Source organism: Amycolatopsis echigonensis, assembly GCF_014174495.1.
GTDB classification, from domain to species: Bacteria; Actinomycetota; Actinomycetes; order Mycobacteriales; family Pseudonocardiaceae; genus Amycolatopsis; species Amycolatopsis echigonensis.
In genome coordinates, this window is record NZ_JACJHR010000140.1 from 1 (window position 1) to 11,494 (window position 11,494).

Consider the following 11,494-nt stretch of genomic DNA (forward strand, 5'->3'; position numbering starts at 1 on the left):
ATCGTCGACCTGGTAGTACGAGCCGGTCACCCACGGTCCCCGCACCTCCAGCTCGCCGACGGCCTGCCCGTCCCGCGGCTGAGGCGTGCCGTCGTCGCCGACGATCCGCATCTCGACACCACAGACCGGGCGTCCCTGCGTCGCCCGCATCCGCCACGCATCGGCTGGGCCGGCGGTGACCGCCGGGCGAGCCACCGACGCCATCGGGGAGGTCTCGGTCATGCCCCACGCCTGCAGGATGGTGACGCCGAGCCGGTTCTCGAACGCCTCCATGAGAGAGCGCGGCACGGCGGACCCGCCGCAGACGACCAGCCTCAACGACGAGAAATCCAGACCGGCGTCCTTCTCCGTGTCCAGGAGCACGTCGTTCCAGATCGTCGGGACCGCGCCGGCCACGGTGGGCCGTTCCGTGTGGACCATCCTGGCCAGCGGGGCCGCCTGCATGAACCGGTCCGGCATCAGCAGTTCCGCACCGGCCATCAAGGCCGCGTACGGCAGGCCCCACGCGTTGGCGTGGAACATCGGCACGACCGGCAAGATCCGGTCTTGCTCGGCGATGCCCAGTCCGTTGCCCGTGCAGGCAGCCATCGAGTGCAGATACAGCGAACGGTGGCTGTACACCACACCCTTCGGGTCGCCCGTCGTGCCACTCGTGTAACACATCGCCGCCCCGGCGTCCTCGTCCGCGTCGGTCCAGGCGAACTCCGCTGACTCCGCGGCGAGGACGTCTTCGTAGCGGAACACCGCCTTGCCGCTGCCCTCCAGCCCTGCCAAGTCACCGTCGTCGCCGGTGACCAGCACGACTTTGACCGAATCTAGCCCGGGCAGGACGCGGGCCAGCAGCGGCACGAGCGACGAGTCGACGATGACGACCTTGTCCTCGGCGTGTCCGGCGATGAAGCAAATCTGCTCGGCAGACAACCGGATGTTGAGCGGGTGCAGCACCGCGCCCATAGCGGGCACCGCGGCGTACGCCTCCAGGTGCTCCTGGTTGTTCCACTGGAACGTGGCCACCCGGTCGTCGCCGGCGATCCCGAGGCGGCGCAACGCGTTGGCGAGCTGACCGCACCTCCGGCCCACCTGCTCGTAGCTCGACCGGCGGAACCCGCCGTCCGTAGCGGTGATCACCCGCCGGTCGCCGTGGACCTCCACGCCGTGGCGCAGGATCGACGCGACCGTGAGCTGGGTTCCCTGCATGGTGCTGAGCATTGCTTGACCTCCGTCACGCCGAGGACGTCGTCATCGGAACTCGGTTCTTAGCTCACGCCTTCAGCAGGTCGTCCCGGCCGTCGCGCTCGAGCAACGACTCGTAGGCGGGGAACAGCGATTTCGCCGCCGGCACGAGCTTCAGGATCTTCGAGACCGGACCCTTCGCCCGGACCTGTCCCTTGGCCATCGCGACGGACAAGTTCACCTTGCCCAGCCAGAACCGGTTGCCGGTGTCGGCGGTCATGAACAGTTCGACGTGCGGCGTCAGGTCGCTCGCGCCGGTGCGCACTTCACCGGCGGGGAAGTCGACCGTCAGGATCGAGTCGGGGTCGGTGTAGGTGATCTGGAGGACGACGCCGGAGCCTTTCAGCTTCGGGCCCACCTCCGGGTCGGCCAGACCGTTTTCGAAGACGCCGCCGATGTACTTGTAGACCTCGGAGTCATCCTTGAACGCACCCATTTTGCTCTCCTCGCTGAGTTTTTTGCGGAAAACTGTGTAATGTGGACGGACGGCTGGTTCAGTCCATCCCGATCCAGACCGACTTCGTCTGCGTGTAGCCCAGCAGCGACTCCTCGCCGAGGTCACGGCCGTAGCCCGAGGACTTGTAGCCGCCGAAGGGAGCCGCCGGGTCGATCATGTTGTACATGTTCACCCAGACCGTGCCCGCCTCCAGATCACGCGCGACGCGGTGCGCTCGCTTCAGGTCGTTGGTCCACACGCCCGCGGCGAGTCCGTAGACGCTGGAGTTGGCGCGGCGCACCGCTTCGTCCTCGTCGTCGAACTTCAGGACCGAGAGCACCGGGCCGAAGATTTCGTCCGCGGCGATGGACATCTCGTCCCGCACGTCGGTGAAGATCGTCGGCTCGAGGAAGTGCCCGCCGGCCAGCGCGCCCGCGGGCCGTTCGCCGCCGCACACCAGAGTCGCGCCGTCGCGAACGCCCTCGCCGACAAAGCCTTCCACCCGGTCCAGCTGCCGCGCGGAGATCAACGGACCCATCTGGGTTTCCTCGTCCAGGCCGTGCCCCAGCTGGATTCCCTGGGCCTCGGCGGCGAGAGCGGCCACGACCTCGTCGTGGATGTCGCGGTGGACGAACAACCTCGAGCCCGCACAGCACACCTGGCCCTGGTTCAGGAAAATGGCGTTGAGCGCGCCCTGCGCCGCCGCCTCGACATCGGCGTCTGGGAAGACGATGTTCGCCGACTTCCCGCCCAGCTCGAGCGTGAGCTTCTTCAAACTCCCGGCGCTGGCGGTCACGATCCGCCGCCCCGTCTCGGTCGAACCGGTGAAGGAGATCTTCGCGACGCCGGGGTGGTCGATGAGGGCTTGCCCGGCTTCCGGTCCCAGACCCGTCACGAGATTCAGCACGCCCGGGGGCAGACCCGCCTCGAGCGCGACCTCGGTCAGCCGCAGCGCGCTCAACGACGTGAACTCGGAAGGCTTGAGCACCGCCGTGTTCCCCGCGGCGAGCGCCGGTGCCACCTTCCACGACGCGATCATCAACGGGAAGTTCCACGGCACGATCGCCCCGACCACGCCAAGCGGCTCGCGCTGGGTGTAGACCAGCGCCTCGCCCACCGCCGGCGACACCGGCAGCGTCTGGCCGCCGAGCTTCGTGGTCCACCCGCCGAAGTACCGCCAGATCTGCGCGGACAGGCTGACGTCGAGGTAGGTCGACTCGGTGAGCGGCTTCCCGTTGTCCAGCGTCTCGAGGATGGCCAGCTCCTCGGCGTACTGGTCGATCGCGTCGGCGACGTCCAGCAGCACCCGGCCGCGCGCGGCCGGGCTGAGACGCCGCCAGCTGGCGAATGCCTTGTGCGCGGCCTCGACGGCGCGGTCCACGTCCTCCTTGCCGCCCGCCGCGATATTCGCCAGCAGTGCGCCGGTGGCCGGGTCAGTGGTCGGTATCTCGCCTCCACCGGCCGCCGTCGTCTTCGCGGCACCGATGACGATGCTCGCCGCCGCGTTCTCCAGGAAGGGAGCCACCGCCGGCGGAATCCCGACTGACATCATCGTCATCAGCGAACGCCTTTCTGACTGGGTTGTTCACGAAGCACCTTGTGTTCCACCTCGGGTTTCACTCCACCGCGACCGGGTCGACCAGCTCGGCCAGCCGGCGGACGGCGCGGTGTTGCAGCGCGCGCACGGCGCTGCTCTTCCGCTGCATGGCCTCCGCGGTTTCCGACACGGACAGACCGTCGAAGAACCGCAGCCGCAGGCAGATCCGCTGGTCCTCGCTCAACTCGAACATCTGCCGGGCGATTTCGTCCCGGCACGGCTGCGAGAAAACGCTGAACTCCGGAAGCAGGACGACCTGCTCCTGCTCGGAAAACTCGGAGACCGTCACCTCGTGCCGGAAGCGGCCCGACTTGATCTGGTCGAGGATGATGTTCCGGGCAATCGTCAGCAGCCATGCCCGGACACTGGACCCGACGTACCGCACCGTGCCGATGCTGCGGAGCGCGCGGAGGAACGTTTCGCTGGTGACGTCTTCGGCAGCGTGTTCGTCGCGCAGCCGTCCTCGCGCGAAGCGGAACACATCCGCCGAGAACCGGCTGTACAGCAGGCCGAACGCCCGGGGGTCCCCCTCTTGCGAAGCGCGGACCAAAGACCATGGATCCGTGTCGGAAGACGCGAAGGATGCCTGGCCGTGCCCGCTGGCCTGGTCCGCCCGTTCGCAGTCGATCGTCGCCATTGACGTCATCCGGAACTCCTTTGTGGCCGCCCGCGGCCGAAACCGGTCCGGAGCGCGCAGTTTCGCGGCTAGTTCTTTTCGAAGTTCTTCACGTACTCCGTGTCCTCGATCGGGACGTCGACCTTGGTCGACCCGCCCGGGTTGCCGAGTACGTCGAACGCCGACTTCGCCGATTCCTGGAACGGCCGCCAGCGGTCGTCGACCTGCTGGGCCGGCTTGATGGCCTCGACCGGGCAGACCGGTTCGCAGGCCGCGCAGTCGATGCACTCGGAGGGGTGAATGTAGAGCATGCGCTCGCCCTCGTAGATGCAGTCGACCGGGCATTCCTCGATGCAGGTCATGTCTTTCACGTCCACGCACGGTTCTCCGATGACGAAAGCCATCAGTTCCACCTCCTCGGGTCGTTCGTTGAATGTCGCTGTGCTTCAGGCGCCGGTCGGCGCGGGAATCGTCAAGTCACTCGAGTGCCCCGGCGCGAGCCCGGCCCGCGGGTCGAGTGCCACGGCCGCGTTGTTGACCGCGGTCGCCACTTCGCCGAAGCCGACCGCGATGAGCTTGACCTTGCCGTCGAAGGTCGCGGCGTCGCCGGCCGCGAAGACCTCGGGCAGGTTGGTCCGCATCCTGCTGTCGACCCGGATCGCACGACCATCGAGTTCGAGCCCCCATTCCTTGATCGGGCCCAGGTCCATCAGGAACCCGAGCGCGGCGACGACAACCTGCGCCTTGGTCTCGCGGACCTCGGCTTCACCAGCCACCTTGATGGCGACGCTCTCCACTCGGTCCCGTCCGCGCAGTTCGGTCACGTTCGCGTCGACCAGCACGGTGCAGGCGGACTGGTGGAGCAACTGAACCGAGTGCTCGTGCGCGCGGAACTGCCGCCGGCGGTGCACGAGTGTGGTCGAGCGCGCCCGCGGCAACGCCGCGAGCGCCCAGTCGACGGCGGAGTCGCCGCCGCCGACCACCACGACGTCCTTGCCGTCGAGCACATCCAGCCTCGGGACGAAGTAGCACAGGCCGCGACCGAGGAAGTCCTCGCCTGCCGGGATGGGCCGGGGGGTGACCGCCCCGACGCCAGAAGTGATCACGACCGCGCGTGCGTCGACCACCGCACCGGCCGACGTCGTGGCCCGCCACCCGCCGGCACGGCGCTCGAGCCGCAGTACCTGCTGCGAAAGCAGGTACCGCGGAGCGAACGGCGCGGCCTGCCGGACGAGGTTGCCGATCAGCTCCTGTCCCGGCACGCCCGGCAGGCCGGCGATGTCGTAGATCTTCTTCTCCGGGTAGATCGCCTGGACCTGGCCGCCGACCTCGGGAAGGGCGTCGACCACCGCCATGCTCAGGCCGCGAAATCCTGCGTAATACGCGCCGAAGAGACCCACCGGCCCGGCGCCGATGAAGAGCAGATCGACGTTCGTGTTCGCTTCTTGCGCAGAGCGGTCCTGCAGCATGACGGTGATTTCCTTGGGTTCGAGGTCGGCATCGACCTGGTTGCCGGGGAGAACGCGAAAGGTCAGGAGCCGACGGCCGCCAGCGCCTGCTCGACCGCCGCTTCGTCTTCCGCGGCGAACTTGTCCTCGAGCTGCATCGGCGAGTAGTCCTCGTCGATGTCCTCGACCTGGCAGCCCCGCGCGCTCTCGATCGACCCGAGCCTGCGGTTGACCTTGTCCAGCGCGTAGTCGGTCATCTCGTCGATGTTGATGCCGAACGGCGTGTTGTCACCGAAAGCGTCGAACAGCCCGACGATCAGCTGCAGCGCCGGCTGGAGCAGCTCCTGCATCCGCTCGTCGACGACGTCCCAATTGCGGTCGTCGGCGGCGACGTGCCGCCGGCAGGTGAAGGTGCCCCACGCCATGTGCCGCCGCTCGTCGTCGCCGATGTACTTCACGACCTGCTGCATGCCCGGCAGGATGTTGCGGCTCTTGCACACCTTGGCCCACGCGAAGTAGCCGGTGAGGGCGAGACAACCTTCGACCACGTGGTTGTAGGTCACGGACGCACGGATCTGGGCGGCCGGGGACGGGTCCGTTGTCAGCGCGTACAGCGATTTCGGCAGCTCTTCGGTGAAGATCTTCGTGTACGCGTCGCTGTACTCGACGAATTCGTGGAGGTCGGTGCCGAGACCGACCGCGTCGAACCACAGGCGGAACGCCTGCATGTGCTTGGCCTCTTCGAAGGTGAACTGCGTCAAGTAGGCCTCGTCGGCCAGCCGGCCTTCGGCGGCCATCGCCGTCGTGAACGGCTGCAGGTCCTGCGTCACGGACTCCTCGCCGGCCATGAACTGGGCGGCCAGGATCGACGTGAGCCGCTTCTCGTCCGGGCTCATCGCCGCGAAGTCCTTGGCATCCTGGGAAAAGTCGATGTCTTCGGGGTTCCAGAACTTCTTGTTCCCCTTGCGGAACAAGCGCATCGGGAAAGACTCCATGCGGAGACCTCCCTCGCTCAGGCTGCCGTAGCCGGTGCGCTTGCCGTGTTCGATGTTGCGTTCGATAGCCATGAAACCGTCCTCCATCAAGAAGTTGAGCCGTTGCGGGCGAGCGGGGCGGGTCAGTACCGAATGAGGCCGCGGATGTTCTTGCCGTTGCGCATGTCCTCGTAGCCCTGGTTGACGTCCTCCAGGGAGTACTCGGTGGTGATGAGCTCGTCGAGCTTCAGCAGCCCGGCGTTGTAGAGCTCGAGCAGCCGCGGCACGTCGTGCTGGCCGTTGGACGAACCGAACAACGAACCGCGGAGCTGCTTTTCGTACAGCGTCAGCTCGATGAGACTGGTCGTGATCGACGTTTCGTCGGGGTGGCCGATGGCCGTGACGACGACCCGGCCGCGCTTCCCGACGAGCGAGAGGGCGGGCGTGATGTGCGCGCCCTCGGCGACGTCCGTGGTGATCACGCAGACGTCGGCCAGCTGGCCGCGAGTCAGCTCGCTGACGGTGTTCCACGCTTCGTCCATCGACGCGGCCGTGTGAGTGGCCCCGAACTCGAGAGCCTTGGTGCGCTTGAATTCCACCGGGTCGATCGCGACGATGAGCCGGGCGCCGGCGATCCGGGCGCCCTGGATCGCGTTGACGCCGATCCCGCCGGCGCCGACGACGACCACCGCGTCACCGGCCCGCACTTCGCCGGATCGGACCGCGCTGCCGAAACCGGTCGTCACGCCGCACCCGACGAGCGCGGCCTTGTCCAGCGGAATGCCAGCGTCGATTTTCACGACCGACGCCGCCGGCACGACGGTGTATTCGGAGAACGTGCCGAGCAGGCACATCTGGCCGACGTCTTCGCCGCGGGCGTGGAAGCGGTAGGTGTTGTCGAGCTGCGGGCCGAGCATTACGGCGGCGCCCGCGTCGCAAAGGTTGCCCAGACCGCGCGCGCAGTAGGAACACCGGCCGCACGCGGGCAGGAAGGTCATCACCACGTGGTCGCCCTCGGCGATGTCCGTGACGCCGGGGCCGACGACCTCGACCACACCGGCGCCTTCGTGGCCGCCGACCAGAGGGTAGGGGAAGGGCAGGTCGCCGGTGACGAGGTGCTCGTCGGAGTGGCACAGTCCGCTGGCGGTCAGCTTGACCAAGACCTCGCCGGCCTTCGGTGGATCCAGGTCGATTTCCTCGACTTGCCACTTTTCGTGCTGTCCCCAAAGGACCGCAGCCTTCGTCTTCATTGACGTCAACTCCTCACAGCTGAAGGACTTGAGCCATCATCACAAGATCCGGCGCGAGGAACACCGATCGCGCGAGCCATCGGTGGCCCGCGTGGGCCAACCCCGTCTGCCCGCGTGGGCCAGGCAGCCGGAAACGGAAGAGAAAGGCGTCGGAAACCGAGAAGTACCCGGCCGGAACGGCGAAACGTGCTCAGTCGACCGGCACGTCGAGGCAGACGACCAAGCCGCCGCCCGCGCGCGGCCGGAACCGGATCCGGCCGTCGAGCGACTGGACGATCTGGTCGGCGATCCACAGCCCGAGTCCCGCGGTGCCCCGGCGTTCGCCGATGGACACGAACCGCTCGGTGACGACCGGCGCGAGTTCGGCAGGGAAACCCGGCCCCCGGTCGAGGATCAGGACCCGGAGCCGTCCTCGTCCCAGCCGTGCGACGACCTCGACGGGCGTGCCCCGGCTGTGCCGTCCGGCGTTTTCCACCAGGTTGGTGATGACGCGTCGCAGCAGTTGTGCGTCCAGGCGGGACTGTGCGCCCGGCGGCGTGACGGTGATCCGCAGCTCGGAGTCCTCCAGCCCGGCGGCGTCTCCGGCCGCGTGCAAGAACTCCTTGATGTCGACGAGCCTGCGGCGCCCGGTGCTGAAGGTGGGGCGCCGGCTCGCGGCGACGTCGCCGAGCGCGTCCATCATCGACGAAAGGTGGCCCGCGTGGGCGGCCAGCAGCCGCAGGCTGGTCCAGCTGTCGTCGTCGGCCACCGCCGTGCCGGCTCGCTCGACCAGGTTGTCGGTCAGCGCCTTGAGCGAGGCGATGGGAGTGCGAAACTCGTGCAGGATGACGTGCAGGCCGGTTTCCTGGGCCTCGTAAGACTTCAGGAGCCGGGCGCGCAGGTCCCGTTCCTCTTCCGCCGCCGCCCGTTCCGCGACCGCCTGTGCCCGGGCGGCGCTGTGCGCTCGGGTCGCCCGTTCGGTCAGCAGCGCGAAGCCGCCTGTCAGTGCTGCGGTGAACACCAGGTAGACCGGCCACCAGAACCCGGCCTGCGTGCGAGTCTCCGAAGACGTCTGGCCGACGTCCATCAGCATCGCGACCAGGAAATAGGCACCACCGAGTGCCATCGAAACGGCCACTGTCGCCACGAACGACAATCGCATCGCCGCGGCCGCGATGACCAGGAACAGCAGCGACACCGCGACGCTGCTGGCACCTCCGGTGAACGCGATGATGGCCAGCGAAAGCACCGCGTCCAGACCGGTCACCACCGCGGCGGACCGGATGCTGCGCAACTCGATCGTGGGGTCCCAGAAGACGATCAGCGCGTAGATGCTGCCGACAGACAGCCACACCAACCCGATCGCGAGGTGGTGCCGCACGGAGTCCGGCCCGAGCGCGAGGAGCAGGCCGACGGACACCACGACGCCGAGCCGGACGCTGGCCGGCACCCGTTCCACGATCCGGATGTCTTTCTCCCGGAACGTCTCCGTCTGAAGGATCGTGCTTGACCGCACAGAACGCCACCACGGTACGGTCGACATCGGTGCCTCCACGACGCTGCCGCCAGCGCCTCTGCTGACGGCTCGTATAGTGACTTTGTCATCCTCCGATGAGGAGAGCCATGCAAGACGACAAACTCGTTCTGGTGCTCGTCGATGACCACGACCTGTTCACTCAGGGGCTAGCTCTGCTGCTCAAGGCGAAAGCCGGTGACCGGTTCGAGATCGGCGGTACGACGAACCGCGCGGAGGAAGCGGCCTCGCTCGTCGGTTCGTGCGGCGCCGACATCGCGATAGTCGATCTCGCCATGCCGCCCGTCAACGGGATTCCGGCGATCCGCCACATCAAGTCCCGCCATCCCGACACGAAAGTCCTCGCTTTGTCGGGCACGTCGGACCTGAAGCTCGCCGAAGAAGCTCTCCGGGCCGGTGCCGACGGATTCCTGCCGAAATCGGCTGATCCGGATGTGCTCGTCGCTCCCCTGCTGTCCGTGGCCGCGGGCTTCCGAGTGGTCGAGGACACCTTGTTCACCGCGTTGCTCGACGCGGTGCGGCGGCCGCCGGAGGAGATCTTCGGTCCGCTGGCGGTGGAAGAGATTCGGCTGTGGGTACTGCTGTCCCGCGGCTTGGAGACCACCGAAATCGCCGAACGCATGCTGGTTTCCGAGCGGACAGCGAAGCGCCTGGTCGCCTCGCTCCTGAACAAGCTGGGGGCTCCGAACCGGATCGTCGCCGCCGGCATGGCCGGTCATTACGGCTTGTTTGGTAAGCAGGCGCCGAGCCCGGGCCGACCAGGCTCGGCACCCGCCGGCTAGAAGAGCGCGGCAACCGACACGACGACGAAGACAGCCGCGACAACGTAGGCGCTGACGGCGCCTCGGCGGACGACTTTCGCGCGCCGCTCGCGCTCGGCCATCGGCAAGTTCGCCGGAACGAGATCCTGTGAGCGCCAGCTACCCCACCGTCCCAAAAGGACAAGCAGAACCGCCAAGACGAGGAACGGAGCGGCCGTGCTCATCGCGAAGGAGCCGGCTGTCCTGGTGAAGGCGGGCCCGGGTTCGCCGCGCCCTGCTGACCGGCAACCGGGCTCTCGCCCGGCTTCACGTCCGGCGCGGCGTCGGGATTGTCCGGCCGGTACTCGTCCGCGTACTCCACGCCGGCGCTCTTGATCTGGTCTCCCAGCCAGGAACGCCACACGGCGAGCATCTTTTCCATCTTCAGCTGCTGTTTGAGGCTGTCGTGCACCTTTTCGAAGGTGGCCGGCACCGGAGCCGTCACTTCATTGACCCGGCCGACGTTCCAGCCGAACTGGTTCTGCACCGGACCGAAGACTGTCCCCGCCGCTGCACCGAAAGCCGCTTTTCCATAGTCGTCCTGCAGCTGGCTACGGGAAAGCGTGCCGAGGTCGCCGCCCTTGTCGCGCGTCGCGGTGTCGATGCTGCGCTGCTGGGCCACGGTTTCGAATTTGGCTCCGTGCGACAGGTCGGCGATGACCTGGTCTGCCTCTTCCCTCGTCCGGACCACGATGTTGCCGATCTCGCGCCGCTCCGGGGTGCCCAGCTGGTCCCTTCGCCTCGCGAAGGCGTCCTTCACTTCCTGCTCGCTGACGTCGCCGGATCCCTTGGTCACCGCGTCGAACAGCTGAGAGAGAGCCAGCTGCTGTTTGATTTCCTCGATCACGGCCGGTTCGGACGTGCCGACGTTGCCCAGTTGCTGAACGAACTTGTCGTGCGCTTCCGTCCCCTCGCCGAGCTGCTGCGAGATCAGCCTGGTCAAGGCGTCCTGCGCCACCTTGTTACCGATCACGATCCCGCGGTCCTGCGCGGCTTTCTGCAGGATCAGGCTCACCGCGTACGCCTTGGCGGAATCCTTGCGGAACTTGCCGAGGGTCGCTTCGTCCTGCGGCGGCTGGACCCCGTACATGGCCCGCCAGGTCTCGAGGACGCCGCTGAGCTGGTCGGCGGTGACGGTTCGGCCCGCGACGCGGAAGGCCGCGTCGTCCGGCAGCCGCTGGGAGTCGTACCAGACGTAGCCGCCTACCCCGCCGCCGGCCAGAAGCAGCAGGACCACGAGCAGGATCACGCGCACCTTGCGGGTTTTCGGCAGTTTGGCCCGGATGACGTCCTTCAGACCGATCTTCGGGCTCTCCGGCCCGGCTTCGGCGTCCTCGCCGGACTCGTCCTCGCCGTCGTCCGATTCGGACAAGTCGTCCGGGCTGTCGCTCTCGGCCGGTTCTTCCGCCTCGTCGTGGCCGTCCTGGAGGTCGACGACGTCGGCTTCCTCGTCTTCGATCGTGCTGGGGCTCGAGGTCTTCACGGTAGCCTCCTCGTCGTCAGTCTTCTTCTCGCGTTCGACTCGCAGGCTCATCGACCCACCTCCGCCACGACTCGTTCGACAGGTTCGGGAACGGGTGCCGCCACCCGGGTAACGCGATCACGCGGTGGCCAGAGCCACACCACG

The 11,494-nt window shown here is 67.6% G+C and carries 11 protein-coding genes; 1 reads left to right on the top strand and 10 read right to left on the bottom strand.

From position 1 onward, the window contains the following. From H5411_RS44010 to H5411_RS44050, 9 genes are all read right to left on the bottom strand, one after another. The coding region (locus tag H5411_RS44010) for an AMP-binding protein (RefSeq protein WP_183127644.1) at window positions 1-1,209 on the bottom strand (1,209 nt) is incomplete at its 3' end. Window positions 1,210-1,261: 52 nt separating this feature from the next. Further along, entirely contained in the window at window positions 1,262-1,669 is a 408-nt protein-coding gene (locus H5411_RS44015; RefSeq protein ID WP_020662078.1) for an SCP2 sterol-binding domain-containing protein, read from the bottom strand. A 58-nt stretch (window positions 1,670-1,727) separates the two neighbouring features. Then, window positions 1,728-3,227 carry an aldehyde dehydrogenase family protein gene (locus H5411_RS44020; RefSeq protein ID WP_020662079.1) on the bottom strand — a complete coding sequence of 500 codons (1,500 nt, stop codon included), beginning with the start codon at window positions 3,225-3,227 and terminating at the stop codon, window positions 1,728-1,730. A gap of 58 nt (window positions 3,228-3,285) precedes the next feature. Next, the gene (locus tag H5411_RS44025) at window positions 3,286-3,912 is read right to left on the bottom strand and encodes an RNA polymerase sigma factor (RefSeq protein WP_246370398.1); all 627 of its coding nucleotides are present in this window, start codon (window positions 3,910-3,912) and stop codon (window positions 3,286-3,288) included. Window positions 3,913-3,971: 59 nt separating this feature from the next. After that, window positions 3,972-4,286, bottom strand: a complete 315-nt coding sequence (fdxA, locus tag H5411_RS44030; RefSeq protein ID WP_183127646.1) for a ferredoxin — start codon at window positions 4,284-4,286, stop codon at window positions 3,972-3,974. Between the two features lie 42 nt (window positions 4,287-4,328). Beyond that, entirely contained in the window at window positions 4,329-5,351 is a 1,023-nt protein-coding gene (locus H5411_RS44035; RefSeq protein ID WP_020662082.1) for an NAD(P)/FAD-dependent oxidoreductase, read from the bottom strand. Window positions 5,352-5,413: 62 nt separating this feature from the next. Then, complete coding sequence (locus H5411_RS44040; RefSeq protein ID WP_020662083.1) at window positions 5,414-6,397, bottom strand: R2-like ligand-binding oxidase; 984 nt, start codon at window positions 6,395-6,397, stop codon at window positions 5,414-5,416. 50 nt (window positions 6,398-6,447) lie between these two features. Next, window positions 6,448-7,554 (bottom strand): NDMA-dependent alcohol dehydrogenase, encoded by a 1,107-nt coding sequence (locus H5411_RS44045; RefSeq protein ID WP_020662084.1) that lies wholly within the window; start codon window positions 7,552-7,554, stop codon window positions 6,448-6,450. A 190-nt stretch (window positions 7,555-7,744) separates the two neighbouring features. Next, window positions 7,745-9,076 carry a sensor histidine kinase gene (locus tag H5411_RS44050; RefSeq protein WP_020662085.1) on the bottom strand — a complete coding sequence of 444 codons (1,332 nt, stop codon included), beginning with the start codon at window positions 9,074-9,076 and terminating at the stop codon, window positions 7,745-7,747. Between the two features lie 80 nt (window positions 9,077-9,156). Between H5411_RS44050 and H5411_RS44055 the strand changes: the two genes are divergently transcribed. Continuing rightward, the gene (locus H5411_RS44055; RefSeq protein ID WP_183127648.1) at window positions 9,157-9,849 is read left to right on the top strand and encodes a response regulator transcription factor; all 693 of its coding nucleotides are present in this window, start codon (window positions 9,157-9,159) and stop codon (window positions 9,847-9,849) included. 199 nt (window positions 9,850-10,048) lie between these two features. On the opposite strand, the gene H5411_RS44060 is transcribed toward H5411_RS44055, so the two are convergent. Further along, complete coding sequence (locus H5411_RS44060) at window positions 10,049-11,401, bottom strand: peptidylprolyl isomerase (RefSeq protein ID WP_183127650.1); 1,353 nt, start codon at window positions 11,399-11,401, stop codon at window positions 10,049-10,051. Window positions 11,402-11,494 lie beyond the last annotated feature (93 nt).